Below are 26,778 nucleotides of genomic sequence, written 5' to 3' on the forward strand. Positions count from 1 at the left end.
TGCGCGTTGCTGTGGCGTAGATAGCCTATGTCGCCGCAAAGCAGACATCAACCGTAGCGCACAACCGTAACGCACAACCGTAACGCGCCATTGAAGGCGGCCGGTTCATGTACTAGAGTCCTTTCCGGATGTGGGAGGTTAGCCAATGAAGTCAGTCGGCAAATCAGTACCGCGCATCGATGGCCACGCCAAGGTTACCGGGCATGCGAAATACGCCGCGGATACCGCGCCGGCCGATGCCGTGCATGCCGTCATCCGCGCCAGTGCCATTGCCAAGGGGCGTGTCCTGTCGATCGACGAAACCACCGCGCGCGCGGTGCCTGGCGTGCTGGAAGTCATCACCTCGTCGAACTGCCTCGCGCTCCATGCGGCCGACCCGTTCCCCGACTCCGCCGGGCAGCACCGCCTGCCGCTGCAGGATGACCGTGTCGACCACCTGGGCCAGGCCATTGCGGTAGTCGTCGCCACCAGCCGCGAGGCCGCCGAATACGCGGCGGACTGCCTGCAGGTGCGCTACACGCCGAAGGCGGCAGTGCTCGAGCCGGCCGCGCAGCCGGTGGCCCGGCCCGCGGCCTCGCCGCTGCACAACTTCCGCTGGGCTGCCGATGTGCCGGACAACGGCCCTGCCCCCGCCGCGGCCGACGTGACCATCGACCAGACCTATGTCACGCCCTTCGAGCACCACAACCCGATGGAGCGCCCCGCCGTGGTTGCCGCATGGAACGGAGCCGCGCTGACGCTGCACGATGGCTCGCAGTGGATACGCGGCGTGCAGGCCATGGTGGCGGCCTGTTTCGGCATGCCGGTGGCCAAGGTCCGCGTGCAATCGAAATTCGTCGGCGGCTCGTTCGGCTCGAAGCGGCTCACATGGCCGCATGTGCTGCTGGCCGCCGTTGCCGCGAAGATGGTAGGCAAGCCGGTGGTGCTGGCGCTCTCGCGCAACCAGATGTTCTCGATGGTCGGGCACCGCCCCCATACCGAGCAGCACCTGACCTTGCAGGCGGCCAGCGACGGCACGCTGAAGGCGCTCACGCATGCCGCCAAGACCACCACCTCGATGAACGACGACTTTGTCGAGCCGGCCACTTCGCGCACGCGCATGATCTACCGCTGCCCCACCGGCCAGGTCAGCCGCGCGCTGGTCCGGCTGGATCTGCCCACGCCCACCACCATGCGCGCCCCCGGCGAAGCGACCGGCTTCTTTGCGCTGGAGTCGGCCATGGACGAACTCGCGGTGGCGGTTGGCATCGACCCCGTGGCGCTGCGGGTGAAGAATTTCGCCAGCACCGACCCGGTCTCGGGCGCGGCATGGACCTCGAACAGCCTGCGCCAATGCTATGAGATGGCCGCGCAGCGCTTCGGCTGGTCGGCACGCACCAGCGCGCCGGGATCGATGCACGATGCGCAGGGGCAGCGCATCGGCTGGGGCATGGCGAGCGCCGCCTATCCGGTCAACCGTTCGGCCGCCTCCGCCAGCGTGGGCATCGATGGCACCGGCACGGTCACGGTCAAGAGCGGCACGCACGAGATGGGCGGCGGCATCTGCACCGCGCTGGCGCAGATCGCGGCCGACGGCGTGGGCGTGGCGCTGGCGCGCGTGCGCGTGGAGATCGGCGATACGGTGCTACCGAAGACCACCGTCTCGGGCGGATCGCGCACGCTGGCCAGCGTCGGGTCAGCCGTGCTGGCGGCCAGCCGTGACCTGCAGGGCAAGCTGCTGGCCGCCGCCTCTGCGCAAGCGGGCACCGTGTTGTCAGGCGCAGCCCCGGCCGACATGGACACAGCCGACGGCCGCGCGTTCCTGAAGGCCACGCCCCAGAGCGGCGTCGCGCTCGAAGCCATCATCGCGGCCAGTGGCGGGGCCACGCTGGAGGCCGCCGCGAATGCCGCGCCACCGGCTACGCCGCCGGGGCCGATGCTGTCCTTCGGTGCGCATTTCGTCGAGGTCGTGGTGGACCCCGGGCTGCCGGTGCCGCGCGTGAGCCGGGTCGTCAGCGCGTTCGGCGTCGGGCAGGTAGTCAATCCGATGCTGGTCAGGAGCCAGCTGGCCGGTGGCATCGTCGGCGGCATCGGCATGGCGCTGCTGGAAGACTCGCCGGCCGATTCGGTTGCGGGCGGCTTTGTCAATGCCAGCCTGTTGTCTTACCTGCTTCCCACCTGCGCCGACGTGCCGCAGATCGACGTGCTGCTGGTCAAGGAGGTGGACGACAAGGCAAATCCGCTGGGCAGCAAGGGCGTGGGCGAGCTGGGCATCGTCGGCCTGGYCGCGGGTATCGCCAACGCGGTCTACCATGCCACCGGCGTGCGCGTGCGCCGCCTGCCGATCCGCATCGACGACCTGCTGAACTGAAGCGCTGGAGAGGCACGCCATGGCTATCGCCACGATCCACCTGACTGTCAACGGCGCTCCGCACGAGCTCAGCGTCGATACCCGCGCCACCCTCGCCGACACGCTGCGCGATACCCTGGGGCTGTACGGCACCAAGGTAGGCTGCAACCGTGGCGAGTGCGGCAGTTGCACCGTGCATGTGGACGGACGGCGCGTGCTCGGCTGCCTGATGCTGGCGGTGATGGCGGACGGGCATGCCGTCAAGACCATCGAGGGCGTGGCGCCATCGGCGACGAAGCTGCACGCCCTGCAGCGCGCGTTCGTCAAGCAGGATGCCTTCCAGTGCGGCTACTGCACCGCCGGCCAGGTCATGTCGGCGCTGGCCTGTGTAACCGAAGGCCATGCCGGCACCGAAGACGAAGTGCGCACCTGGATGTGCGGCAACCTGTGCCGCTGCGGCGCCTATCCGAATATCGTGGCGGCGGTACTGGCCTACGCCCGCGACGGCGGGACCTGACGTGCGCGCGTTCGCGTGGGTACGCGCCACCAGCGTCGCGGACGCCCTGACGGCGATCGCGGCGGGCGACGCCATGTGCATCGCCGGCGGYGTGGAGTTGCTGAACCTGATGCGCGAAGGCGTCTGCGCACCCGGCACGCTGGTCGATCTGAGCGGCATTGCCGAGCTCGGCCAGATCGAGCTCACCGCCACCGATCTGGTGCTTGGCGCGCTGACGCGCATGAGCGACGTGGCAGCCCACGCCGACGTGGTGCGCGAGTGCCCGGCGATCGCCATGGCGCTGGAACAAAGCGGCTCGCCGCAGACCCGCAACGCCGGCACGCTGGGCGGCAACCTGCTGCAGCGTACGCGCTGCGTCTACTTCCGCAACGGTGCCGTCGATGCGGCCTGCAACAAGCGCACACCCGGCAGCGGCTGCGCCGCGCTCGCCGCGGGCGCCACCCGCGCGTTCGCGCTGTTCGGCCGCAGCAGCCAATGCATCGCCACTCACCCGTCCGACCTGGCGGTCGCCCTGGCCGCGCTGGACGCGCAGGTCGTGCTGCGCGGCGCGAGCGGCGAGCGCACGCTGGCGGCGGCGGATTTTCTCCGCCTGCCCGGCACCACGCCCCAGCGCGACAACAACATGAAGCCGGGAGAGCTGCTGATGAGAATCGTCGTTCCGCGCAGCGCGCTGGCCAGACGCAGCATCTACCTCAAGGTGCGCGACCGCGCAGCCTACCAGTCGGCGCTGGTCTGCGTGGCGGCCGCCGTGGCGCTCCAGAACCAGAAGATCACGCAGGCAAGGATAGCCCTGGGCGGGGTAGCCCACCGGCCATGGCGGCTCACCACGGTGGAGGCGGCCATCGCCGGCAAGCGGCTCGACGCCGCGGGCTTCCACGACGCCCTCTCGGCGGCCATGCTGACGCTTGCGCCACAGAGCGCCGATGCCACCAAGCGCCTGATCGCCATCCGGGCCGTGGAGCGCGCGCTCAGGAACGCGGCGGCGGTGCCCTGAGCGACGCGAGGCGCGCCGTCCAGCCGCATGCCGCACGGAGCGCGCCTTATTCTGGCTCGATACCGGCGACCTTGATGATCTTGCCCCAGCGCTCCAGCTCCGCGAGCTGGAACTTCGCGAGCTCCTCCGGCGAGGACACCTTGACCTCCATGCCGTTGTCCGCCACGTAGTGACGGATCGATTCGGTGGCCATGGCCTTGCGCATCAGCTCGTTGAGGCGGTTGATGACCGGCGCCGGCGTGCCTGCGGGCGCGTAGAGCGCATTCCAGTAGCCGAAGTCATAGCCGGCCACGCCCTGTTCGGCGATGGTGGGCACGTTGGGCAGCAGCTGCGAGCGGTGCGGGCTGCTGACGCCGAGCGCGCGCAGCTTGCCGGCCTTGACCTGCGGCAGGCTGGTGGTCAGGTCGACGATCATCACGTCGGTCTGTCCCGCCACGAGATCGATCACGGCGGGCGGATTGGCCTTGTACGGGACATAGGTCAGCTTCGTCCCCGTCATGTGCTCGAACTGCTCGGTGGCGACGCGCGCCGACGACGACCCCGAGCCGAACGTCATCTTGCCGGGCTCCTTCTTCGCCAGCGCGATGAACTCAGGCACGGTCCTGGCCTTCACGCCGGGGTTCACGACCATCAGCATGTAGCCCTGCACTACCTGGCCGATCGGCGCGAAATCCTTGATGGGGTTGTAGGGAAGATTCTTGACCAGGTGCGGGTTCGCGGCCTGCGTGGTGTTGGTGGTCATGAACAGCGTGTAGCCGTCCGGAGCCGAGCGCGCGACCAGCTGGGCCGCGATGCCCCCGAACGCGCCGGGACGGCTGTCGACCACCACCGCCTGCCCCGTCTCCTTGGTGATCTGGGCGCCCATGGCGCGGGCCAGGCCGTCCGTGGTGCTGCCGGGGCTGGAGCCGATCACGATGGTGATCGGTTTCGACGGATAAGATTGCGCGCCGGCCAGGCCGGCCGCAAGCATGGTGACGGCGGCCGCCGCCAGATGGGTGATTCGCATTACTGTCTCCTGATATCTGTTTTTTGATCTTGCCGATATTGCCGATATTGCCGATGTTGCCGGCGTTGCCGGTGTTTCCTGTTCTCTCGATTTTGCCTGTTATGGCTGCTTTACCTGTTTTGCCGACCGTGCCGGTTTTTGCCGGGGCGTCGGCCGGTCAGGTAGTCAGGCTGAACTCCGGCCGCTGGCCGGCGAGCGCCTGCGCGATGCTGGCCAGGACCATCTCTCCCATGGCCGTGCGCGTCTGGTGCGTGGCGCTGGCGCGATGCGCCTGGAGCGTGACGTTGTCCAGCCCCAGCAGCGCTTCGGGCACGTTCGGTTCGTCGACGAACACATCCAGGCCGGCACCGGCGATGCGCCCGGACGTCAGCGCCGCGACGAGGTCGTCTTCCTTGACCAGCCGGCCGCGTGCGATGTTGATCAGGTAGCCGCCCGTGCCCAGCGCGTCGAGCACCGCCGCGTCGACGATGCCCTCGGCCTTGTCCGCGGCGGCGGCGAGCACCAGCGCGTCACTCTTCGCGGCCAATTGCACGAGGTCCGGCACGAAGGTGTAGGGCACATCCGCCATCGCCTTGAGGTCGGTGTAGGCGATGGGGCAGCCGAACGCCGCCAGGCGGGTGGCGATGGCGCGGCCCACCCGGCCCATGCCGACGATGCCGACGCGCATGCCGCTGACGCGGCGCGCCAGCGGAATCGCGCTCGGCTGTGGATTGCGCACCCAGTCGCCGTTGCGGATGAACCGGTCGCCCGGGCATATGCCCCGGCAGGTGGCGATCAGCAGCCCGACGGCGAGATCGGCGACGTCCTCGGTCAGCGCGCCGAAGGTGCCTGTCACCGGGAGGCCGCGCGCGCGGGCATATGCCAGGTCCACCGCATCGGTGCCGACGCCGTTGACCGCCACCACCTCGAGCGCAGGCAACTGCTCCATCATCGCCCTGCCGATGCCGGTGTGGCCGCCGGTGATGACCGCGCGGATCGAGGCGCCGTGTTCGCGCAGGTAGGCGTCCTTGTCGCCCTGCTCGAACAGCCGGTGCACGGTGTAGAGCGTGCCCAGCTTGTCATTGATCTCGGGAATCAGGATCGGATTCAACTGCAGGATGTTGGCCTTCATGCGGTGTCTCGTCGTTATCGTCATCAGTTGTCTTATGACATGAAGGCTAGTGCAGTGGATGAAGACAGTCAAGATCTATTGAATCGCTACCAACTATCGGCGTTTAAAGTGGCTATACAGGCCTTTAATTTTGAAATTCACGGGGGAATCAAACTGAAATATTACGCACCATCCACCTGAGAGCTGAAATCGGTTCCACCGGAGGCTCGACCCAAATCTGGCTCGTTATTATGTGATGTCATATAACATGAGGCGGAATTACCTCCTTTCGTGACGCCAACCCCGCCCTCCCCATGGAGAAGCGCGTTCAAACCCCCGGAACCGCCCGCCGCGGCACAGCCGGGCGGGCTCGCTGGCACAGGCTCAGATGACCGGATTGCGGCCGCCGTTGACCGACAGGATCGCGCCGACGATGTAGCTGGCGCGGTCGCTGGCCAGGAACAACGCGGCATCGGCGACTTCCTCCGGACGGCCATAGCGGCCCAGCGGCACCTCCGCAGATCCGCGGGCAAACGCTTCGTCCCGGCTGATATCCAGCCGCTTGGCTTCCAGCGCCAGCGATTGCTCGACTCGCCCGGTCAGGGTGTAGCCCGGGTTGATCGCGTTGATCCGGATGCCCAGCGCGGCGTAGTGCGCCGCATGGCCGACCGTGGACAACATCAAGGCAGCGTTCGCCGCGCCGCCGGAGATATGGGTGGACGTCGGCATCTTGCCGCCGGAACCGATGATGTTGACGATCACGCCGCTGCCGCGCGGCCGCATATGGGCCAGCACCGCCTCCTGCGCGTTGGCGACCGGGAAGTATTTGTCTTCCATGCCGGCCCGCAAGGCGTTGCCGTCGAGCGCCTCCGGCTCGTAGCGCTTCGCCGCGCCGGCGCTGTTGATCAGCACGTCGACCGGGCCATGCGCGCCTTCGATCTCCGAGACCACGCGCGTGGCGTCCTCGTACGCCGACAGGTTGGCGGCGTAGCCATGGGCCTGGATGCCCTCCTGCGCGAGCCCGGCCAGCGCGCGCTCGACATTGGCCGCATCCCTGGAGACGATGACGACGCGCGCCCCTTCACCGGCGAATGCCCGCGCGCACGCCAGTCCGATCCCTTTGCTGCCGCCCGTCACGACGACGAGCTTGTCCTTCAGGTTGAGTTCCATCGTTGCATTCCATTGTTGCCGTTGAGACCGCCCACATCCTACCCGGGCTTGCTATCCGGCGTGCGGCCGCGGCCTGCCCGGCAAGCAGCCTCGCATCGCCAGGCTAGCTGGCCGCGATCATGCCCTGCAGCGCCCTGAGGACCTCGGGCGAGCGGAACGCGCTGTTGTGGGTGTCGTCCGGCAGGAGCCGGAACGAAGCGTTGATCCCGCGCTGCGCGAGCGCATCGATGTAGCTGCGGGCGAGGTCCGGCGCTGTGTTGTCGTCCCTGGCGCCGGTCAGCGCGACGACCTTCGCGCCGGCGTCAACCTTGCCCGCCCAGGCCATCGGGTTCTCGCTGCGGCTCCATGCGCGGCGTCCGCTGCGCCAGGCCACGGTGTCGCAGGGGCATGAAACCAGCACCGCGCCGTCCATCAGCCTGGGCTTCAGCCCGAGCAGGATCGCGGCAGTCGCAGCGCCGCCCGAGTGGCCGACCACCAGCACGAGCCGGGGCCTGAACCGCTCGCGCAGACGCTCGATCGCCGTGCCGACCTCGGTGACGTTCTCCCGCGTGTAATGATCGGCGCGCCCGCTATGGCTGAACGCGACGGTCGACTCATTCCCGCTGCCGTCCGGATAGCCCGGACGCACCAGGGCGATGGACGCCACGTTGCCACCGAGTTCCTTCGTTGCCGCCTCGGCGGCAGCGAACTGGTAGTTGGCCGGCCCGCCCGTGGAAAGGTCCCCGTGCAGCCAGATCACCATCACTTCCGGCGCATCGGAGCCGAACCGGCGCATCACCAGGCACTGGGACGCGCCGCTGACGTGCAGCTCGGTGATGTCGGGGGTGCAGGTGGCGGCCTGTGCCGGCTGGCCGGAAAGGAACAGGAGAAGCGCGGCAAGGAGGGCAGTGGCTAGCTTCGGCATGGGAAATTCCGTTTCATCAGCGTCCGGTCCGGCAGCATCCCGAGGCTGCGGACAACGAGCGCAAGCATTGCCCGAAACCACGTGCTTGTCCATCCGGCAGGGTACGCCGCCCTGCCCTGGCGCAACGCCGGCCTTTCGCAGGTCATTCTCCGGTCTGTCCCCTGGCGACACACCGCAGGCAAACGGATTCCCTCAGTGCGTCGGGAACACCTCCAGCTGCTTGACGATCAGCGAAGCGCCGTCGCGCGCGGCCCAGAGCATCAGCACATCGTAGGGTGCATGCTCGAGGACGGCGATCGCCACCAGCGGAGAATCGCGGCCCGCGGCGTGGGCGACGAATATCGCCTGCTCGCCGCTGCGTGGCCTGACAAGCAGGCTGCGCCAGTCTGCCGGTGATGCAGTGACGTACACCGGACTTCCGCCGCCATCGGCCTGGCGCTTCAAGCCGGGATCGTTCGCCAGCCCGCGATCGCGCAGGCGCAGCCGCGCGAGCGCGCGGATCGGGGGGCTTTCGGCGCTCATCTTGGCGCCGGCACCAAAGAACGGCGAGAGCACCGGCCCCAGCTCCGCCACCGAGGTGGTCAGCCAGGCTTGCATGAAGCGCTCGACCCATTGCGCTTCGTCCTTGTCCACCTCCGCGCGGGCCTGGCGCGCGGCTTGCTCGGCCAGCGCATTGACCGAGGCGTCGAGCTGCGTGACCGCGCGCGGTTCGGCCAGCGGGACGCGGGCGCCGCGGTAAAAGGCGGGACCTTCCTGCGGCTCGCCACCATCGTTCAAGGACAGGCCGCGCACGATGGCATCCGGATCCGGCACGCCCTCGCCCTTCAGCCACCCGGCCTTGTCGGCCTTGGTCGCGGCATGGCAGAACACGTCGACCCGCGGTTCCAGCCGGTCCCAGGTGGCTTTGCCCTTCGGCAGGCGCTGTGCGCGGCGGTATGCCAGCAGACGCTCGAAGGTAGCGCGGGCAGCGCTACGGCACTGGTCCGGGTACTTGTATGTGAGGTCGGCGTCGTGGGAGAGCGCGCCGCCCTTGGCAGCCGGATGCGCCCACATCAGCAGCCTGTCGCACGGCCCTGTCGAGGGCTCGCCGCCGTGCGAGAAGCTGTCCTGCCAGCCGTGCAGCGCCTGTCCCAGGCGCGTGAGCCGGTCGCCGGCCTCGCTGCCATGCTCGCCGGTGACGGCTTCGACCGCGATCGCGGCGAATGGCTGCCTGGCATCGACCACCCGGTTTGCCGGCTCGGCCGGCGGCGGGTGCTGGGAGCGGAAGTGCAGTTCGCGGGTCAGCGCGCTGGCCGTCTGGTCGTGACGCACGCACAGCGAGTAGAGCATCGCATGGACCGCATCGAGCATGCCCGTATCGCTTCGCTCGTCTCCGGCTGCGATCAGGCGGCTGTCGCCGCCGTCAAAGCCTGCCTGCCCCGCCAGCCAGTAGGTCAGGCCGTAGTGGAAGTCCATCTCGTAGGCCTGCGCGCCGCCCGCGAAGCCCAGCCACACAAGCATCGCTGGTACGACGCGACGTAGAACGGACGAGGAAGCTGGCATGGCGCGTCTCTCCTGGATGACATCGCGAGCGGGAACTCACGACCGGACGGGGGATGCCCGGTGCCGGCCTCCAGCGGGAAGTCTGTTGGCTGGCATGGTCAGGTTCCGTGCGCCACCGAACGGAGCCGCGGAGCCAGGCAGCACGGCAGGCAAACCCGGCCCGGCCCCCTTCCCGGCCGTCATCGCACGGCCGCATGCACCGCGGCTGAACCCCACTTCAGCGGGGGGGAAGTGGCGCTACCGATGATCCGATAAGGTAGGCGGGGCGCGGCAGCTCGCTGGTATCCCGTGTGGTGGATACCATGGGCACCATCAGCGAATCGTCGGGCAAGATCGTGGAGATCATCGGCGTGATCGAAGGCATCGCCTTCCAGACCAACATCCTGGCGTTGAACGCCGCGGTCGAGGCAGCCCGCGCCGGCGAGCAAGGCCGGGGCTTCGCGGTGGTGGCCGAAGAGGTACGCAGCCTGGCCCAGCGCTCGGGCTCCGCCGCCAAGGAAATCAAGGTGCTGATCGACGACTCGGCCTCGAAGGTGGCGATCGGCAACGACCTGTTGGCGCAGACGGGCCGCACCATGGACGATGTGGTCGACAGCGTCAGGCGCGTGACCGACATCATGGCCGAAGTCACCGCCGCCACGCACGAGCAGGCGGCCGGCATCGAACAGATCAACGAGGCCGTGAGCCAGATGGACCACGTGACGCAGCAAAACGCTGCCCTGGTCGAGCAAGCGGCCGCGGCGGCCGGCTCGCTGCAGGACCAGGCCCGCGGCCTGATACAGGCGGCCGGGCGCTTCCAGGTCGCCTAGTTGCCTGCCCCAGGGCCGGCCGGCATCGGTGGTTCAGCCGGCTGGACGCCTGCGCGTGGCGGCCAGCCCGCTTCCGATGCGGGTCAGAACGCCAGCCTGGCGCTCACGCTGACACTGCGCGGATCCGCCGGCTGGATGTAGTCGGCGTACTGGAAGCCCCAGTAGCGCTTGTTGGTCAGGTTGTTGACGGCCGCGCGCAAGGTCAGCTCCTTGCCGGCCACGCGGGTGACGTAGCTGGCACCGAGGTTGAACACGGTATAGCCGGCCAGCGTGATGTCGCCGGCCGGGCGCAGCTTGGTGGTGCCGGTGTACTTGCCGTCGATGCCCACGCGCAGGCCCGGCACGAACGGCACGTAGTACGCCAGCCGCGCCGCCAGCACGAAGTTCGGCGCCCCGGCCACGCGGTTGCCGTTGAAATCGGCGCCGCGCGCGTACCAGCTATCCAGGTACATGGCGCTGCCGCCCAGTTCGAACTGCCCCACGCGCGCGGCGCTGGCCAGCTCCGCGCCCTGGTAGATCGACAAGCCGTCCTGCACGAACACGTTGTCGCTGTTGGCGTACTGCGCGCCGCGTTCGATGCGGAACAGCGCGGCGGTGCCGGTCCAGCTGCCCTGGTCGGTCTTGGCGCCCAGTTCGTACTGCTTGCTGCGGATCGGCTTGAGCTGCGCGCCGGCGTTGGCGTAGATGGTGTCCACGGTGGTGCCGCCTTCGAGCGACTCCACGTAGCTGGCGTACAGCGTGGTGCTCCGCAGCGGCTTGTACATCAGGGCGACGGTCGGCGTGACAACACCGTTCTTGCTGTAGCTCGAGGTGGTGGCCCCGCCGCGCGCATAGCCGTTCTGCTCGTAGTTGGTGTAGCGCACGCCGCCGAGCACGGACCATTTCTCGGTCAGCTCGATGGTGTCGCTCACGAACAGCGCCATTTGCGAGATATCGCTGGCGCGGTACTGGCTGAAGCCACCCTGCGAGTAGTAGGTACGCGTGTTGGGCAGCGCCAGGTTGCCGGAGCCGAGCGAGAAGTACACGTCAGAGCCGGTGCTGTAGCGGTCGATCTGCTCCTGCCACGCCGTGCCTGCCACCAGCTGGTGGCGCAACGGACCGGTGGCGAACTTGCCCTCGACCATGGTCGTCCACTGGCTGAACTGATGCCCCTGCGTGCCGTCGTAGCGGAAGTCCTCGTAGTCGCCGTTCACGTTGGCGAGCACGAAGGAGGTCTCGTTGCGGCTGCGCGAGACCTTGCTGAAGCTGTAGCTGGTGCTGACGGTCCAGTCCGGGTTGATGTTGTAGCGCAAGCCGGTGCTGTACAGCTGCAGGTTGGTGAACAGGTGCTGGTCCGGGCCGGCGAACAGGCCGCCGCGGCCGCTCACCACGCCCGGCAGCGAAGTGCCGGTGTACGAATACGTGGCGAAGGTCGGCGTCTGGCCGAAGGTGCGGCGGTCCTGGTAGATGCCGTCGAAGGTCCAGGTCAGGTCCCGCGTCAGGCGGGCATCCAGCCCCAGCGAGACGGAATCGCGCTTGAGGCCGACCGCGTTGGATGGCTTGCCCTCCTCGTGCGTGACATTCAGGCGGTAGCCGAACATCTGGTCCGGCCCCGCACGCCCGCCGAGGTCCAGGTGCTCGGTCCAGACGTGGGCGCTGCGGTAGCCCAGCTCCAGGCTGCCGGTGAAGGTGTCGGTCGGGCGCTTGGTCACGTAGTTGACCGTGCCGCCCGGATTGGCGAAGCCGTACATGAAGCCGGACAAACCCTTGAGCAGTTCGACCTGCTCCAGTTGCTCGTATGGCAGCGTGATGCCGTATCCCACATACGGCATGCCGTTGATCTTGTAGCCGTTCTGCCAGTCGAGCTGCAGCCCGCGCACGGTCAGGTAGCTGGCCCAGCTATTGTTGGCGTTGCTGTTGTCGGAGACCGACGCATCCACGGCGAACACGTCGCCAAGCTTGGTGACCTGGCGGTCGGCCAGGTCTTCGCCGCTGACGATGGTGGTGGAGTACGGCGTATCGATCTGCGCGCGGTTACCCAGCGCGCCGCTGCCAACCTTCTTCTCGAGCTGCTGGCCGGCGTCCGCCATGGCGCCCGCGCTGACGGTCACGGCGGGTAGTGCCTGCTCGGTGGCTGGCGCGGCCTGCTGCGCCAGCGCCGCGCCACAGAGCGGGAATCCGAACAGGACCGCCATCCTGGCCAGTGAGGCAAGTTGGCGGGCTTGAGGCGCAGCAGGGTTCCGGCGCGCAGCGGGGCCGAGGTGAACGGTCATTGGGTCCTGGAAAGCGAAGTGAACAAGCGAAGTGAACAATTGGATACAACGCAAACGCAAATGCGATTGATTTGCATTTCGTTTTAGAGGTCTCGGATAATGCCCAAAATTGCTGGCTATCGCAACAGGCGCGGTGAATACGAAGCAGACAGGTGCAGGCAAGCCACCATCAGAGTGGCGTAACAGGCATAAAATGGTCGTCCCGGCGAGCCCGCCACCGGTATTCGCTGACTTTCCACAAATTCCGCTTGTATTTATCTGACCTGTCAGCTACTGTTGCATCAACCAAGACGAGGAGCACATCGTGGACCACTACTCGAAGGAAAACTTCCCGCTGACCTACAGCGTCGGGTTCTTCCTCAATCGTGCCCGCAACAGCCTGATGGAAGAACTGGATGCAGCGCTGAAGGAACTGGGCATCAGCAGCCAGCACATGGGCATCCTGCTGTCGATGCTCCGCGGCAGTGCGTCCACCCCGTTCGAACTGTGCAAGCGGCTCGGCGTGGACACCGGCCTGATGACGCGCATGCTGGACAAGCTGGAGAACGAGGGCCTGCTGAAACGCAGCCGCAGCGTGAGCGACCGTCGCGTGGTCAACCTGGTGCTGACCGACAAGGGTCGCGCGATCACCGAGCAGGTTTCCGAAATCGCGCCGCAAGTGCTCAATGCACGGCTCACCGCCTTTTCCCCGGATGAATTCGCCGAATTCAGCCGGCTGCTTGTGAAATTCGCGAGCGCCTGAACCTTTTTTTTTCGCTTAATTAACTGATAGGTCAGAAAATGAACAATCAGAAGATGCAGCCGGCTCGCAGCGTCAGCCGCTTCGTTCGCCCCGCCGGCCTTGCCCTCTCCGCGCTGATGGTGGCCGTTCTTGCCGGGTGCGCCAACTACGCGGGCATTCATAGCGACAAGCAGATCGCCGATACCAAGGCCTACGCCAGCACCCAGAGCATCCCTGCCGAGCAAGGCCGCTGGCCGTCGGCCGACTGGGCCGACCAGTTCGGCGACGCGCAGCTCAAGGCCCTGGTGGCCGAAGCGCTGGAAGGCAGCCCGTCGCTCGAGAAGGCCAGGGCCCGCCTGGCCGCCGCCGTGGCGGCCAGCGAAGGCGCCAACGCCAATACGCTGCCGCAGGTGGGCGCCGGATATTCGTGGACCCGCCAGCGCTTCTCGGAAAACGCCATGACGCCGCCCCCCTTCGCCGGCTCCTGGCAATCGGAAAACAAGGCCATGCTGGGCGCCACGTTCGAGCTGGACCTGTGGGGCAAGAACCGCGAAGCGCTGAAGTCGTCGGTCTCCGCCGTACATGCCACCGAGGCCGAATCCGAGCAGGTCAAGCTGACGCTCAGCTCGGCTATCGCGCGCGCCTACAACGAGCTGGCCCGCCTCTATGCGCTGGCCGATATTGCCCGCGACGAAGTCACCCAGCGCGCCGCCGTGCTGCGCGTGACCAGCGGCCGCGTGACGATGGGCCTGGAAACCGAAGTGGAGAAGCGCACCGCCGAAGCCAACCTGGCCACCAGCGAAGTCGCCGTCTCCGCGCTCGAAGGCAATATCCAGCGCACCCGCTACCAGCTCGGCGCGCTGCTCGGCAAGGGCCCGGACCGCGGCCTGGCCATCGCCCGCCCCAGCCTGGGCACCGGCGAGGAAGTGCGCCTGCCCGACAACCTGCCCGCCGACCTGGTCTCGCGCCGCCCGGACATCGTGGCCGCGCGCTGGCGCGTGGACGCCACCACGCATGACGTGAAGGTGGCCAAGGCCGAGTTCTACCCCGACATCAACCTGTCGGCCGCCATCGGCCTGGACGCCTTCGGCTTCGGCCACTTCCTGCGCGCCGCCAGCCGCACCGCTTCGGCCGGCCCGGCCATCCACCTGCCGATCTTCGACGGCGGCGCGCTGCGCGCCCAGCTCAAGGGCCGCTATGCGGAGTTCGACTTCGCTGTCGCCAACTACAACGAGACGCTGATCAACGCGCTGTCCGACGTGGCCACGCAGCTGTCGGACATCCGCGCCATCGACGTACAGATCGCGGGCGCCGTGCGCAGCGACGAAGCCGCCCGCCGCGCGCTGACCCTGGCCATGGCCCAGTACAAGGCCGGCCTGACCACGCAACTGACCGTACTGAACGCCCAGACCAACGCGCTGGCCAGTGCCCAGGCAGTCGCCAACCTGCGCATGACCCGCCGCGACCGCCAGATCGCGCTGGCCGCGGCGCTCGGCGGCGGCTACACCGACACCTCGGATTCCATCAAGCAGGCGGCCCTGATCCGCTGAGCCAGCCATCGCAATAACGCTAACCGCCAATCGCCAGTTTCCCGCATACAGGTACTGCCATGACTACCCAGAACCAAACCGAACAAGCTGCTCAACCGAACAACCCGCAAGCCGTTGCGCAGGCCGCCAGCCCGGCACCAGGCAAGCGCAAGCGCGCCCTCGCCCTGCTGGGCCTGGTCACCGCGCTGGCCGCCGCCGGCTGGGGCACGTACTACTACACCGAAGCCCGTTTCCATGAAGACACCGACGACGCCTACGTCAACGGCAACCTGGTGCAGATCACGCCGCAGGTGACCGGCACGGTGATCGCGGTCAACGCCGACGACACGCAGATCGTCAAGGCGGGCGAGCCGCTGGTGAACCTCGACGCGGCCGATGCCAGGGTGGCGCTGGCCAATGCCGAAGCCATGCTCGGGCAGACCGTGCGCCAGGTCAGCGCGCTCTATGTCAACAACAGCGTGCTCGAAGCCACCATCGCCCAGCGCCAGGCCGACCTGGCGCGCGCCCGCGACGACCTGCGCCGCCGCACCGAAGTCAGCGAGACCGGCGCCGTCGCCGCCGAAGACGTGGCGCACGCCCGCGATGCCGTCAAGACCGCCGAGGCCGCGCTCGAGACTGCGCGCCAGCAACTGGCATCGAACCACGCGCTGACCGACCAGGCCACCGTGCCCGACCACCCCAGCGTGCAGGCCGCCGCCGCCAAGGTGCGCGACGCCTACCTCGCCAATGCCCGCAACAGCCTGCCGGCGCCCGTGACCGGCTACGTGGCGCGCCGCTCGGTGCAGGTCGGCCAGCGCGTGGCCCCGGGCAACCCGCTGATGGCCATCGTGCCGCTGGACGGCGTGTGGATCGACGCCAACTTCAAGGAAGTGCAGCTCAAGAACATCCGCATCGGGCAGCCGGTGGAGCTGCATGCCGATCTCTACGGCAGCAGCGTGACCTATCACGGCCGCGTGGTGGGCTTCTCCGCCGGCACCGGCAGCGCGTTCTCCGCCCTGCCCGCGCAGAACGCCACCGGCAACTGGATCAAGGTCGTGCAGCGCCTGCCGGTACGCGTCCAGCTCGATGCGGCTGAGCTGCGCGYGCACCCCCTGCAGATCGGCCTGTCGATGCAGGTGGACGTGAACACGCGCAACGCCGGCGGCTCGCACCTGGCGCCGGTGGCCGACGCCGCCAACGCCTACCGCACCACCTACAAGACCAATGTGTTCGAGCGCTACGGCGCGGAAGCCGACGACGAGATCGCACGCATCGTCGCGCACAACAGCAATAGCCAGGGCCAGGGCGCGCAGGTCGCCCGGGCCGCGCAAGCGCCCAAGCCGCAGGCCAGCGCACCGGTGCAGGCAGCGCGCGCGGGAAAGCAAGGCGCGGGCGCCTGAAGCGTTCTTTTTCGTCCAAATATCTGACTTATCAGGCGATGCCGGCAGGGCGCGGGACAGCGACCCTTCCCGCGGCCCTCCCCGGCCGGCATCCCAAGCGACCTGAATACGCGACCAAACAAGCGAAACCTCGCCGGAGCGCACCATGCAAGCCCAATCCCGACCACTCGCCCCGCCACCGCCGCTCACCGGCGGCAAGCTCGCGCTGGCAACCTTCGCCGTGGCGCTGGCCACCTTCATGAACGTGCTCGATTCGTCGATCGCCAACGTGGCCATCCCGACCATCTCCGGCAACCTGGGCGTCTCGATCGACGAGGGCACCTGGGTCATCACGCTGTTCGCCGCCGCCAACGCGGTGTCGATTCCGCTGACCGGCTGGCTGACGCAGCGCATCGGCCAGATCCGCCTGTTCGTCGGCGCCATCCTGTTGTTCGTGCTGTCGTCGTGGCTGTGCGGCATCGCCCCCAACCTGCCTGTGCTGCTGGCCGCGCGTATTCTCCAGGGCGCCGTGGCCGGTCCGCTGATCCCGCTCTCGCAGGCCATCCTGCTCGGCTCGTATCCGAAGGAAAAGAGCGCGACCGCGCTCGCGCTGTGGGCCATGACCGCCACCGTGGGCCCGATCGCCGGCCCCGCGCTGGGCGGCTGGATGACGGACAGCTACTCGTGGTCGTGGATCTTCTACATCAACATCCCGGTCGGCCTGTTCGCAGCCGCCGTGACATGGGCCATCTACCGCGAGCGCGAGACCCCCCCGCGCAAGCTGCCCATCGACGTGGTCGGCCTGGGCTCGCTGATCGTGTGGGTGGCCGCGCTGCAGATCATGCTCGACAAGGGCAAGGACCTGGACTGGTTCAGCTCGCCGGTGATCGTCATCCTGGCCGTGGTGGCGGCGCTTGGCTTCGCCTTCTTCGTGATCTGGGAGCTGACCGAGAAGAACCCCATCATCGACCTGCGCCTGTTCAAGGGCCGCAACTTCCTCGGCGGCACGGTCGCCATCTCGGTGGCCTACGCCCTGTTCTTCGCCAACCTGGTGCTGCTGCCGCAATGGATGCAGCAATACCTGAACTATCCGGCCGTGAACGCCGGCATGGTGACCGCGCCGCTCGGTATCTTCGCCGTGCTGCTCACGCCCGTGCTCGGCAAGCTCTTGCCCAAGATCGACCTGCGCGTGCTGGGCACCATGGCATTCCTTGGCTTTGCCGGGGTGTTCTTCATGCGTTCGCAATACACCACTGGCGTGGATACCTGGACGCTGGTCCTGCCGACCTTGCTGCAAGGCATACCGACCGGGCTGTTCTTCGTGCCACTGACCGCGATCATCCTCTCGGGGCTGGCCCCGGAGAAGATTCCCGCCGCGGCAGGCCTGTCCAACTTCGCCCGCGTGTTTGCCGGCGCGGCAGGCACGTCGATTGCCAGCACCGCATGGAACAGCCGCAGCATCCTGCACCACAGCCAGCTTGCCGAGCAGGCCAGCCCGACCAACCCGCTCTACAACGCCGCGCTCGAATCGATCCAGGCCACGCTGCATTTCAGCCCGGCGCAGGCGGTGGCCTACTTCGAGCGCAGCCTCAACACGCAAGCGATCATGCTCGGCCTGAACGACATCTTCTGGATCTCGGGCGTGATCTTCGTGCTGATCGTGCCGCTGATCTGGCTGACCAAGCCGGTGAAGGGCGCGGTGTCGGAAGCGGCGGCTGCCGCGCACTGAAGCACCCGAGCGCGCCACGGCGCGGTCGCGCCGTGGCCAGCAAGCTTGCGCCTCCCGCCGGGAGGCGTTCCCGCTTTCCCGCTTTCCCTGCGCAACCCCTCGTCAGAACGTCAGAACAAATCCCGTTGCCCCGTCACCAGCCTGGAGAAATCCTCTTCCAGGAACGGCAGGATGGCATCCGCCACCGGCTGCAGCTGGCGCTCCAGGTAGTGCGCGTAGTCGAGCGCGCCGCGCCGCGTTTCCAGCGGCTCGGGCCCCGTGGTGGTCATCACGTAGCTGATCCAGCCGCCGTTCTGGTATTGCAGCGGGCGCCCCTCGCGCTGATTGAATTCGTCGGCGATGCGCGCGGCGCGCACGTGCGGCGGCACGTTGCGCTGGTACTCCTCCAGCGGGCGCCGCAGGCGCTTGCGGTAGACCAGCAGATCGTCGAACTCGCCGCCGAGCGTGCGCGCCACGTAGTCCCGCACGTACTCGCGAAAGGGTTGCTTCTTGAACACGCGCTGGTATAGCTCCTGCTGGAACTGCTGGGCCAGCGGCGTCCAGTCGGTGCGCACGGTTTCCAGGCCCTTGAAGACCATTTCGTCTTTGCCATCCGCGCCGGCGACGAGCCCCGCATAGCGCTTCTTGCTGCCTTGCTCCGCGCCGCGCACGGTGGGCATCAGGAAACGCAGGTAGTGGGTATCGAACTCCAGCTCCAGCGCGCTTTCCAGTCCATAGGACTGCCGCAGGTGATCGCGCCACCATTGGTTCACGTATTCCACCAGCGCGAGCCCGAGCCGGCGGGCATCCTGCTCCGAGTGCGGGTGCTTCAGCCAGACGAAGGTGGAGTCGGTATCGCCGTAGATGACCTCATAGCCCCTGGCCTCGATCAGCTCGCGCGTGCGGTGCATGATCTCGTGGCCGCGCATGGTGATCGACGAGGCCAGGCGCGGGTCGAAGAAGCGRCAGRCGCTSGWGCCCAGCACGCCGTAGAASGCRTTCATGATGATCTTGAGCGCCTGCGACAGCGGCTGGTTGCGCTGGCGCTTGGCCGCTTCGCGCTCCTGCCAGATCTGGCTGACGATGGCCGGCAGGCTGTGCTTGCTGCGCGAGAAGCGCCCGCCGCGGAAGCCCGGCACCGAATCGGCATCATCGGGATGCAGCATGCCTTCCACCAGCCCTACGGGATCGATCAGGAAGGTGCGGATGATGGACGGATACAGGCTCTTGTAGTCCAGCACCACCACCGAGTCATAGAGCCCCGGCCGCGAGTCCATGACAAAACCACCGGGGCTGGCCGCCTCCGGCACGTCCCCCAGGTTCGGCGCGACATAGCCCTGCCGGTGCATCAGCGGCATGTACAGGTGGCAGAATGCCGCCACCGAGCCGCCGCTGCGGTCCGCGGCCAGCCCCGTGACCGCGGCGCGCTCCAGCAGGAAATGCAGCAACTCGGTCTTGGCGAAGATGCGCGTGACCAGTTCGCAGTCCTTCAGGTTGTAGCGCGCCAGTGCGGGCTTGTCCTCGGCAAAGCGGCGGTCGATCTCGGCCATGCGCTGGTATGGGTTGTCGATGGACTTGCCCTCGCCGAGCAGCGTCTGCGCCACGTTCTCGAGGCTGAACGAGGGGAAGTTCCAGGTAGCCGAGCGCAGCGATTCGATGCCGTCGATGATCAGCCGGCCGGCGGCGGAGGCAAAGAAATGCTCCTGCTTGAAGCCGTGCTCGCGCCATTCCAGCAGGCCGCCGCCGCGGCCGAAGCGCAGCGGTATGCGGTAGCGCTCCGCATGCTTTTGCAGCACGCGCAGGTCGAACTGCACCACGTTCCAGCCGATGATGGCATCGGGATCGTGCCGTTCCAGCCACTGGTTGAGCTTCTCCAGCATGTCGGCATGGCTGGCGCAGTAGTCGAGGTCGAAGTCGATGCCGCTTGCATCGCCGTTGGGCGGCCCGAGCATGTAGACCTGGCGCTGGCCGCAGCCTTCGAGCGCAATCGAATACAGCTCGCCGTGGGCGGTGGTCTCGATATCGAGCGAAACCAGCTTCAGGCGCGGGCGGTAAGCCGGCGCGGGCTTCATCTGGGCGTTGAGCAGCGGCCCGCGCGGATCGGCCGCGTTGGCTTCGCCGCCGAACCACACCGGCGCATTGATGAAGCGCTCCATCAGGTAGCGGTCGGGGGGGCGGATATCGGCTTCGTAGACATCGATGCCGTATTCGCGCAGCTGCTTTTCCAGCTTGCCGAGCTGGCGGTATTGCGGGCAATACAGGCCCAGCACCGGGCGCTGGTGGAAGTCGGTCAGCGGCAGGGGTTTCAGTTCGGCGCCGCGCTCGCCGCGCAGGACCAGTGCTGCGCGCTCGCCGTGCTCGGCCGGGATGAAGGCCACGGACTGCTGCGGGGCGAGACGGATATGGCGCGGCCCGTCGTCCGTCGCGAGCCAGAACTCGACCTCGGTGCCCGCCGCGGTGTCGCGCCAGTGCCGGGTCAGAAGAAAACCCTGATGTAGTTGATCCACCCTGCTGCTGCCTTGGAAAGCCCTGCCTTTGCGGCCACCGGCTATTCTACCGGCCCGCCGGCCTAGAGCATGGCCGAATGCAGGTGATGGGGATCGTCCAGCGTCTCGGCGACGATCTGCAGCGACTCTTCCACTTCGTCGCGGTCGCTCGGCCCGCCGAGGCAGATGCGCACGGCTTCCGGCGGATTGCCGTCGGTCGAGAACGCGGCGCTGGACACCGCGCCAATGCTCCGGGAGCGCAAGTGCAGTGCCAGCTCCGACGGGCTCCATACGCTTTCGCCGGGAATCGGCAGCCACAGGTGAAAGCCGCTCGGATCGGCGTCGAAGGGGCGGCCCGCCAGCACCCGCTGCGCGATCGCCTGGCGCGCCACGCTCTCGGCGCGGATCGCCTTGAGCATGTCGTCCACCGTGCCGTCCTTGATCCAGGCCGTGGCCAGCAGGGTATTGAACGGACTGGCCATCACCGTGGTGGCGCGCAAGGTGCCGGCCAGCCGCTGGGTCTGGCGGGCGCTGGGGCCGTGGATGAAGGCGATGCGCAGGCCCGCGCCGAAGCATTTCGACAGCCCGGTCACGTAGTAGGTGAGCTCCGGTGCCAGGGTGGCGAATGCATCGGGCACGCTCTGCGGCAGCATGCCGTAGGCATCGTCCTCGATGATCGGCACGCTGTAGCGCAGCGCGATATCGGCCAGGATCTCGCGCCGGCCCTGCGGGATCGTCCTCGTGCTCGGATTCTGCAAGGTGGGATTGCAGTAGAACGCGGCGGGTTTCTGCGCCTTGCACAGCGCCTCGAAGGCCGGCGCGAGCGGCCCCTCTTCGTCGCCGGGCAAGGCCAGCAGCTGCACCCCGAGTTGCGCGGCGATGGCCTTGATGCCGGGATAGGCCAGCGTGTCCAGGCAGATGGCCTGGCCGGGGCGCGACAACTGCGACAGCAACGCCACCAGCGCGCTATGGATGCCGGGGGCGATCAGCACGGTCTCCGCGCTGCATGCCGGCACCAGCCGGCGCAGCCAGCCGGTCGCCACCGCACGGTCGGCCGGCGTGCCGCCGAAGTCCTGGTAGCGCAGCAGCGCATAGGGATCGGTGGCCCCCATCAGGCGCGTCATCGATTCGCGCAGCCGCGCGGCCAGCGCCGCCGGCTCCGGCGGCATGTTCATCGTCATCTCGGCGCCCGTGCCCGCGCGCAGCGGCAGCGCCGGCGCGCGCCCGCGCACATAGGTGCCGCTGCCGGCCTTGGTGTCGATCAGGCCGCGCTTGCGCGCCTCGTTGTAGCCGCGCGCCACGGTGGTGTAGTTGAGCTTCAGCGCGTCGGCCAGGTCGCGCAAGGCCGGCAACCGGTCCCGCGCCTGCAGGCGGCCGCTGGCAAGCGCCTCCTCGATCAGCTCCGGGATCATCAGATAGGCCGGCTTCGCGCTCTCCGCGATGCGCTTTTCCCAATGGTTCGTCAGGCCAGACAAGACGGACTCCGCGATATGGATTCAGCCATTCAGGCTAGCACAAGTGATCGCATTCACCATGCAATATTGATTGCACCCGGATACGCAACATGATGGTGCGCGAATGAGCCTGATTGCACCGATTGAGCGCACGCGATTGCCGCAAAGCCGCCACCCGGTGCATCCCTGCGGCGCCGCGCGCCCGGCCCCGAGTGGTGCCGGCAGTACCTTGCGCGGCCGCCGCGTTGCCGATCACCGATGCGATCAATCCGGCGGCGCCTGCCAGATCGCGGATTGATCGCATGGCTGGACCGCGCGGATGGCATACCGGTTGCACAAGTCTCCACGTCGGCCCCCCGGCCGATCGATCGATCGACGGATCGCTTGATCGACTGAACCACCAACGAATTGGAGCAAAACATGCCCGCAGTGAACAAACCGGCCCACCAGAAGGGCGATTTCCTGGTCGACTACGAAGAGAAGGTCTTCGAGGACGTAAAAGCCGAGCGGGGCGAGAAGGCGCTGGTCACCTTCCACACCGTGGCCTTCGAAGGCTCGATCGGCTTCGTCAACATGCTGCAGGCCACCCGCCTGCAGCGCAAGGGCTTCGAGACCTCGATCCTGCTGTATGGCCCGGGCGTCACGCTCGGCCTGCAGCGCGGCTTCCCCACGCTGGGCGACGAAGCCTTCGCCGGTCACCTGAACTTCAACAAGCAGCTCACCAAGTTCATGGACGAAGGCGGCAAGGTCTACGCCTGCCGCTTCGCGCTGCAAGCGCTGTACGGCCACGGCGAAGCCTCGCTGATCGAAGGCATCCGCCCGATCAACCCGCTCGACGTGCTCGACCTCCGGCTCCTGCATCGCAAGGAGAACGCACTGATCGTCGACACCTGGACTGTTTAAGTAAAGAGAGGCGGGTATCACCATGTCACAGAAACGCATCGTGCGCGCGGCCGCGGTCCAGATCTCCCCGGACCTCGAGAACGGCGAGGGTACGCTCGGCAAGGTCTGCGAAGCGATCGACAAGGCCGCCCTGGAAGGCGTGCAACTGATCGTCTTCCCCGAGACCTTCGTGCCGTATTACCCGTATTTCTCCTTCGTGCGGCCGCCGGTGCAGTCCGGCAGCGACCACATGCGCCTGTACGAGCAAGCCGTGGTGGTACCCGGCCCGGTCACGCACGCCGTCGCCGAGCGCGCGCGCCGGCACGGCATGGTGGTGGTGCTCGGCGTCAACGAGCGCGACCACGGCAGCATCTACAACACCCAGCTGATCTTCGACGCCGATGGCCGCCTGGTGCTCAAGCGCCGCAAGATCACGCCAACCTTCCACGAACGCATGATCTGGGGCCAGGGCGACGCTGCCGGTCTCAAGGTCGCCGACACCGCCGTCGGCCGCGTGGGCGCGCTGGCCTGCTGGGAGCACTACAACCCGCTGGCGCGCTACGCGCTGATGACCCAGCACGAGGAAATCCATTGCAGCCAGTTTCCCGGCTCGCTGGTGGGCCCGGTCTTCGCCGAGCAGATCGAGGTCACCATCCGCCACCACGCGCTGGAATCGGGCTGCTTCGTGGTCAACGCCACCGGCTGGCTGACCGAGCAGCAGATTGCCTCGGTGACCACCGACCCGGGCCTGCAGAAGGCCCTGCGCGGCGGCTGCAACACCGCGATCATCTCGCCCGAAGGCCAGCACCTCGCCACGCCGCTGCGCGAAGGCGAAGGCCTGGTGATCGCCGACCTGGACATGTCGCTCATCACCAAGCGCAAACGCATGATGGACTCGGTGGGGCACTACGCGCGCCCCGAACTGCTGAGCCTAGCCATCAACGACCGGCCGGCCGCCACGTCCTCGGCCATGGCTTCGGCCATGAGCACCGCATTCGCCAACTTCAACGGGAGCACCCAACATGCACTCCAGCGAGACGACGCCGGCCTCGAGCCGGCAGTTGATGACTGAGCTTCAATCTGTCGGGATGCGCCTGGAAGACCCCCGTGCCGGCGCGGCCAGCCGCCGCGGCGGGGCGGGCCCTTCGGACCACAAGGCAGTGACCATCGACGGCGTGACCATCATGGTGCCGGTGCATACCAGCACGGCCTGGGACTCCCCGTTCGTGGCCTCCGCCCCGGATGCCCGGGGCGAGGTGAAGCTCTCGCGCGGCACCATCCCCATCGCCAGCATCAGCTTCCCGAAGGCGCCGCGCTTCTATGCGATGCAGACCATGGAAGGCATCCCCTACTCCCACATCGCCACGCTGCACGGCGCCGACGTGCTGGCCACCACCGTGCTGCAGACCTGCATCCGCTATGAAAGCCGGCGCAAGACCTGCAAGTTCTGCTCGATCGGCCAATCGCTGGCGGCCGGGCGCACCATCGCCCGCAAGACCCCCGAGCAGCTGGCCGAGGTGGCCCGCGCGGCCGTGCTGCTCGACGGCGTCAAGCATATGGTGCTGACCACCGGCACGCCGCCCACGCCGGACCGCGGCGCCAGCATCCTGTGCGACAGCGCGTTCGCCATCCGCGCCGCGGTCGACCTGCCGATCCAGGCGCAGTGCGAGCCGCCCGACGACGACCGCTGGTTCGGCCGCATGCGCGCCGCCGGCATCGACACGTTGGGCATGCACCTCGAAGTGGTCACGCCCGCCGTGCGCGAGCGCATCATGCCGGGCAAGGCCTCGGTGCCCATCAGCCGCTACATGGAGTCGTTCAAGGCGGCGGTAGCGGTGTTCGGGCGCGGCCAGGTCAGCACCTATATCCTGGCCGGCCTGGGCGACACCGCCGAGGCCATCCTGTCGATCTCGCGCGAACTGCTCGACATCGGYGTCTACCCGTTCGTGGTGCCMTTYGTRCCGATCTCCGGCACGCCGCTGGARGACCATCCSGCGCCMACGCCCGAGTTCATGAAGTCGGTGCTGCAGCCGCTGGGCGCGATGGTCGGCGCGGCCGGCATGCGCTCGGCCGACATCAAGGCCGGCTGCGGCAAGTGCGGCGCCTGCTCGTCGCTGTCGTCCTACGAAGGATTGCCAGCATGAAAGCCGATCTCTGCGTGGAAGTGCCGGCCGCCGACGTCTTGCGCGTGCGCTGGGCCGATGCAGCCTGGGAAGCCGAGCAGGCCTACCGCCTGCGGCAGGCGGTGTTCTGCGACGAGCAGGGCATCTTCGCCGGCGACGACCGCGACGCCGTCGATGACGTGGCCCAGTTGCTGGTAGCGGTGGCGTCCCGGCCCGGGCAGGCGGACCAGGTGGTCGGCACGGTGCGCATCCACGAGAGCGAGCCCGGCGTGTGGTTCGGCTCGCGCCTGGCCGTGGACGCCGCCTTCCGCCGCCACGGCAAGATCGGCGCCACGCTGATCCGCCTGGCCGTCAGCAGTGCCAACGCGCTGGGCTGCCAGCGCTTCCTGGCCCACGTGCAGAGCCAGAACGTGCCGCTGTTCCGGCGCCTGCACTGGAGCGTGCTGTCGGAGGAAACGCTGCTGGGCCATCCGCACCACCTGATGCAGGCGGACCTCAATATGTATCCGCCCTGCCATACGCCGCGCATAGGCTTCGTCGCCGAAGGCAGGGCCGCACGATGACCCTCGACGAACTCGTCCAGGCGCAGCGCGCCAGCCGCGGCTTCGGCCACAAGACCGATATCGCCGGCATGCTCTCCTCGCTGGGCAGCGCGCTGCCCAACGGCGCGCGCGACCTCGCACAGGCCGTGGCGGTGGGCGACGACTGCGCCGCCATTGCCGACGGCGACGACTATCTGCTGTTCGCCATCGAAGGCATGGTCAGCGACTTTATCCGCACCATGCCGTGGTTCGCCGGCTACAGCGCGGTCATGGTCAATATCAGCGATGTCTATGCCATGGGCGGGCGCCCGCTGGCCGTGGTCGACGCGATCTGGAGCCAGGGCGTGGCCGACGCCGCCGAGGTGTTCAAGGGCATGGCCGCGGCGGCGTCGCGCTATGGCGTGCCGATCGTCGGCGGACACAGCAATGCCCGCAGCGACCAGGCCCAGCTCGCGGTGGCCATCCTTGGCCGCGCCACGCGCCTGCTGTCGAGCTTCGCCGCGCGTCCCGGCCAGCGCCTGCTGATGGCGGTGGACCTGCGCGGCGCCTTCGTCGAGCCGTATCCCTACTGGAACGCTTCCACCGAGGCGCCGGCCCAACGCCTGCGCGGCGATCTCGAGATCCTCCCCGCGCTGGCCGAGGACGGCCTGTGCGGTGCCGCCAAGGACATCAGCATGGCCGRCACGCTCGGCACGGCGCTGATGCTGCTGGAGTGCTCCGGCGTGGGCRCCAGCATCGACCTGGCGCGCATTCCCATGCCGCCCGGCGTGGACATGCAGCGCTGGCTGACGGCCTTCCCCAGCTATGGCTTCCTGCTGGCGGTGGACGAACAGGACGTGCAGGCCGTCAGCGCGCGCTTCGGCGCGCGCGGCATCGCCTGCGCGGACATCGGCGCCATCGACGCCTCGCGCACGGTGCAGGTCAAGCGGCATGGCGAGCGCGCCTTGCTGTGGGACTTCGCCCGCGACGCCTTCATCGTTCCGCGCGACGCGGAACCGCTCACCGCATAAGGAGTACCCATGCCAGTCACGCATTTCCGGGTGCAATGGCCGGACCACAGCCAGGCTACCTGTTATTCGCCGTCCTCCGTCGTCACCGAGTACTTCGCCGCCGGGCAGGACTATCCGCTGGAAGACTTCCTGGCGCGCGCGCGGCAGGCCCTGGGCAGCGCCTCCGAGCGGGTCATGGCCAGGTACGGCTACGCCTGCTCCTCGGCCATGGACCAGCTCGGCCAGATCGAGACCACCGCGGCCAGATGGCAGGCCCAGCCCGGCGCCACCGTGCGCGTGCTCGGCTTCGGGCGATAGCCCCCACATACGGCACCCGCAGTTTCGTTTCATC

21 protein-coding genes and 1 pseudogene are annotated in these 26,778 nt (G+C 68.0%); 14 read left to right on the forward strand and 8 right to left on the reverse strand.

Annotation, left to right across the window (positions count from 1 at the left end):
• Positions 1 to 145: 145 nt before the first annotated feature.
• The 3 genes from AC1DK4_RS17515 to AC1DK4_RS17525 are packed head-to-tail and all read left to right on the forward strand — an operon-like array spanning position 146 to position 3,840.
• Entirely contained in the window at positions 146 to 2,350 is a 2,205-nt protein-coding gene (locus tag AC1DK4_RS17515) for a xanthine dehydrogenase family protein molybdopterin-binding subunit (RefSeq protein WP_477131665.1), read from the forward strand.
• 19 nt (positions 2,351 to 2,369) lie between these two features.
• Complete coding sequence (locus tag AC1DK4_RS17520; RefSeq protein WP_441620212.1) at positions 2,370 to 2,846, forward strand: (2Fe-2S)-binding protein; 477 nt, start codon at positions 2,370 to 2,372, stop codon at positions 2,844 to 2,846.
• Position 2,847: 1 nt separating this feature from the next.
• Complete coding sequence (locus AC1DK4_RS17525; RefSeq protein WP_441620214.1) at positions 2,848 to 3,840, forward strand: FAD binding domain-containing protein; 993 nt, start codon at positions 2,848 to 2,850, stop codon at positions 3,838 to 3,840.
• 46 nt (positions 3,841 to 3,886) lie between these two features.
• On the opposite strand, the gene AC1DK4_RS17530 is transcribed toward AC1DK4_RS17525, so the two are convergent.
• The 5 genes from AC1DK4_RS17530 to AC1DK4_RS17550 all read right to left on the reverse strand — a co-directional run bounded on the left by AC1DK4_RS17530 (position 3,887) and on the right by AC1DK4_RS17550 (position 9,552).
• Positions 3,887 to 4,846, reverse strand: a complete 960-nt coding sequence (locus AC1DK4_RS17530; RefSeq protein ID WP_441620216.1) for a Bug family tripartite tricarboxylate transporter substrate binding protein — start codon at positions 4,844 to 4,846, stop codon at positions 3,887 to 3,889.
• Between the two features lie 157 nt (positions 4,847 to 5,003).
• A complete protein-coding gene (locus AC1DK4_RS17535; protein WP_441620218.1) occupies positions 5,004 to 5,957 on the reverse strand; it encodes a 2-hydroxyacid dehydrogenase in 954 nt (317 codons plus the stop codon).
• A gap of 363 nt (positions 5,958 to 6,320) precedes the next feature.
• Positions 6,321 to 7,106, reverse strand: a complete 786-nt coding sequence (locus AC1DK4_RS17540; protein ID WP_441620220.1) for an SDR family NAD(P)-dependent oxidoreductase — start codon at positions 7,104 to 7,106, stop codon at positions 6,321 to 6,323.
• A 103-nt stretch (positions 7,107 to 7,209) separates the two neighbouring features.
• The gene (locus AC1DK4_RS17545) at positions 7,210 to 8,010 is read right to left on the reverse strand and encodes an alpha/beta hydrolase family protein (RefSeq protein ID WP_441620222.1); all 801 of its coding nucleotides are present in this window, start codon (positions 8,008 to 8,010) and stop codon (positions 7,210 to 7,212) included.
• Positions 8,011 to 8,202: 192 nt separating this feature from the next.
• A complete protein-coding gene (locus tag AC1DK4_RS17550; RefSeq protein ID WP_441620224.1) occupies positions 8,203 to 9,552 on the reverse strand; it encodes a hypothetical protein in 1,350 nt (449 codons plus the stop codon).
• Positions 9,553 to 9,812: 260 nt separating this feature from the next.
• On the opposite strand from AC1DK4_RS17550, the pseudogene AC1DK4_RS17555 reads away from it, so the two are divergent.
• A pseudogene (locus tag AC1DK4_RS17555) lies at positions 9,813 to 10,361 on the forward strand (methyl-accepting chemotaxis protein); the annotation flags it as partial.
• Between the two features lie 83 nt (positions 10,362 to 10,444).
• On the opposite strand, the gene AC1DK4_RS17560 reads toward AC1DK4_RS17555, so the two are convergent.
• Positions 10,445 to 12,613: a TonB-dependent siderophore receptor gene (locus tag AC1DK4_RS17560; protein ID WP_441620226.1), complete on the reverse strand. Its 2,169-nt coding sequence runs from the start codon at positions 12,611 to 12,613 to the stop codon at positions 10,445 to 10,447.
• 304 nt (positions 12,614 to 12,917) lie between these two features.
• Between AC1DK4_RS17560 and AC1DK4_RS17565 the strand changes: the two genes are divergently transcribed.
• The 4 genes from AC1DK4_RS17565 (at position 12,918) to AC1DK4_RS17580 (ending at position 17,971) form a co-directional block, all read left to right on the forward strand.
• Positions 12,918 to 13,355: a MarR family winged helix-turn-helix transcriptional regulator gene (locus tag AC1DK4_RS17565; protein ID WP_441649945.1), complete on the forward strand. Its 438-nt coding sequence runs from the start codon at positions 12,918 to 12,920 to the stop codon at positions 13,353 to 13,355.
• 38 nt (positions 13,356 to 13,393) lie between these two features.
• Positions 13,394 to 14,884, forward strand: a complete 1,491-nt coding sequence (locus AC1DK4_RS17570; protein ID WP_441620230.1) for an efflux transporter outer membrane subunit — start codon at positions 13,394 to 13,396, stop codon at positions 14,882 to 14,884.
• A 59-nt stretch (positions 14,885 to 14,943) separates the two neighbouring features.
• On the forward strand, positions 14,944 to 16,263 hold the full coding sequence (locus AC1DK4_RS17575; protein ID WP_477131666.1) for an EmrA/EmrK family multidrug efflux transporter periplasmic adaptor subunit: 1,320 nt from the start codon (positions 14,944 to 14,946) through the stop codon (positions 16,261 to 16,263).
• A 145-nt stretch (positions 16,264 to 16,408) separates the two neighbouring features.
• Positions 16,409 to 17,971 (forward strand): DHA2 family efflux MFS transporter permease subunit, encoded by a 1,563-nt coding sequence (locus AC1DK4_RS17580; RefSeq protein ID WP_441620233.1) that lies wholly within the window; start codon positions 16,409 to 16,411, stop codon positions 17,969 to 17,971.
• 110 nt (positions 17,972 to 18,081) lie between these two features.
• Here the strand turns inward: AC1DK4_RS17580 and AC1DK4_RS17585 are convergent, their stop codons facing one another.
• Positions 18,082 to 20,457, reverse strand: coding sequence for a DNA polymerase II (locus tag AC1DK4_RS17585; RefSeq protein WP_477131667.1), 2,376 nt, complete (start codon positions 20,455 to 20,457; stop codon positions 18,082 to 18,084).
• Positions 20,458 to 20,519: 62 nt separating this feature from the next.
• On the reverse strand, positions 20,520 to 21,911 hold the full coding sequence (locus tag AC1DK4_RS17590; protein WP_441620237.1) for an aminotransferase-like domain-containing protein: 1,392 nt from the start codon (positions 21,909 to 21,911) through the stop codon (positions 20,520 to 20,522).
• 399 nt (positions 21,912 to 22,310) lie between these two features.
• On the opposite strand from AC1DK4_RS17590, the gene AC1DK4_RS17595 reads away from it, so the two are divergent.
• The 6 genes from AC1DK4_RS17595 to AC1DK4_RS17620 are packed head-to-tail and all read left to right on the forward strand — an operon-like array spanning position 22,311 to position 26,744.
• Positions 22,311 to 22,793: an MSMEG_0572/Sll0783 family nitrogen starvation response protein gene (locus tag AC1DK4_RS17595; RefSeq protein WP_441620239.1), complete on the forward strand. Its 483-nt coding sequence runs from the start codon at positions 22,311 to 22,313 to the stop codon at positions 22,791 to 22,793.
• A 22-nt stretch (positions 22,794 to 22,815) separates the two neighbouring features.
• Positions 22,816 to 23,844: a Nit6803 family nitrilase gene (locus AC1DK4_RS17600; protein WP_441620241.1), complete on the forward strand. Its 1,029-nt coding sequence runs from the start codon at positions 22,816 to 22,818 to the stop codon at positions 23,842 to 23,844.
• Entirely contained in the window at positions 23,837 to 24,916 is a 1,080-nt protein-coding gene (locus tag AC1DK4_RS17605) for an MSMEG_0568 family radical SAM protein (RefSeq protein WP_441620243.1), read from the forward strand. Before AC1DK4_RS17600 ends, AC1DK4_RS17605 begins: the two co-directional genes overlap by 8 nt.
• Positions 24,913 to 25,458 carry an MSMEG_0567/Sll0786 family nitrogen starvation N-acetyltransferase gene (locus AC1DK4_RS17610; protein ID WP_441620245.1) on the forward strand — a complete coding sequence of 182 codons (546 nt, stop codon included), beginning with the start codon at positions 24,913 to 24,915 and terminating at the stop codon, positions 25,456 to 25,458. The genes AC1DK4_RS17605 and AC1DK4_RS17610 overlap by 4 nt, the downstream gene beginning before the upstream one ends.
• A complete protein-coding gene (locus AC1DK4_RS17615; RefSeq protein WP_477131668.1) occupies positions 25,455 to 26,447 on the forward strand; it encodes a sll0787 family AIR synthase-like protein in 993 nt (330 codons plus the stop codon). The genes AC1DK4_RS17610 and AC1DK4_RS17615 overlap by 4 nt, the downstream gene beginning before the upstream one ends.
• Before the next feature lie 9 nt (positions 26,448 to 26,456).
• On the forward strand, positions 26,457 to 26,744 hold the full coding sequence (locus AC1DK4_RS17620; protein WP_441620249.1) for an MSMEG_0570 family nitrogen starvation response protein: 288 nt from the start codon (positions 26,457 to 26,459) through the stop codon (positions 26,742 to 26,744).
• Positions 26,745 to 26,778: the final 34 nt, after the last annotated feature.

The sequence above is a fragment of the Cupriavidus sp. 05N38 genome (assembly GCF_056397345.1).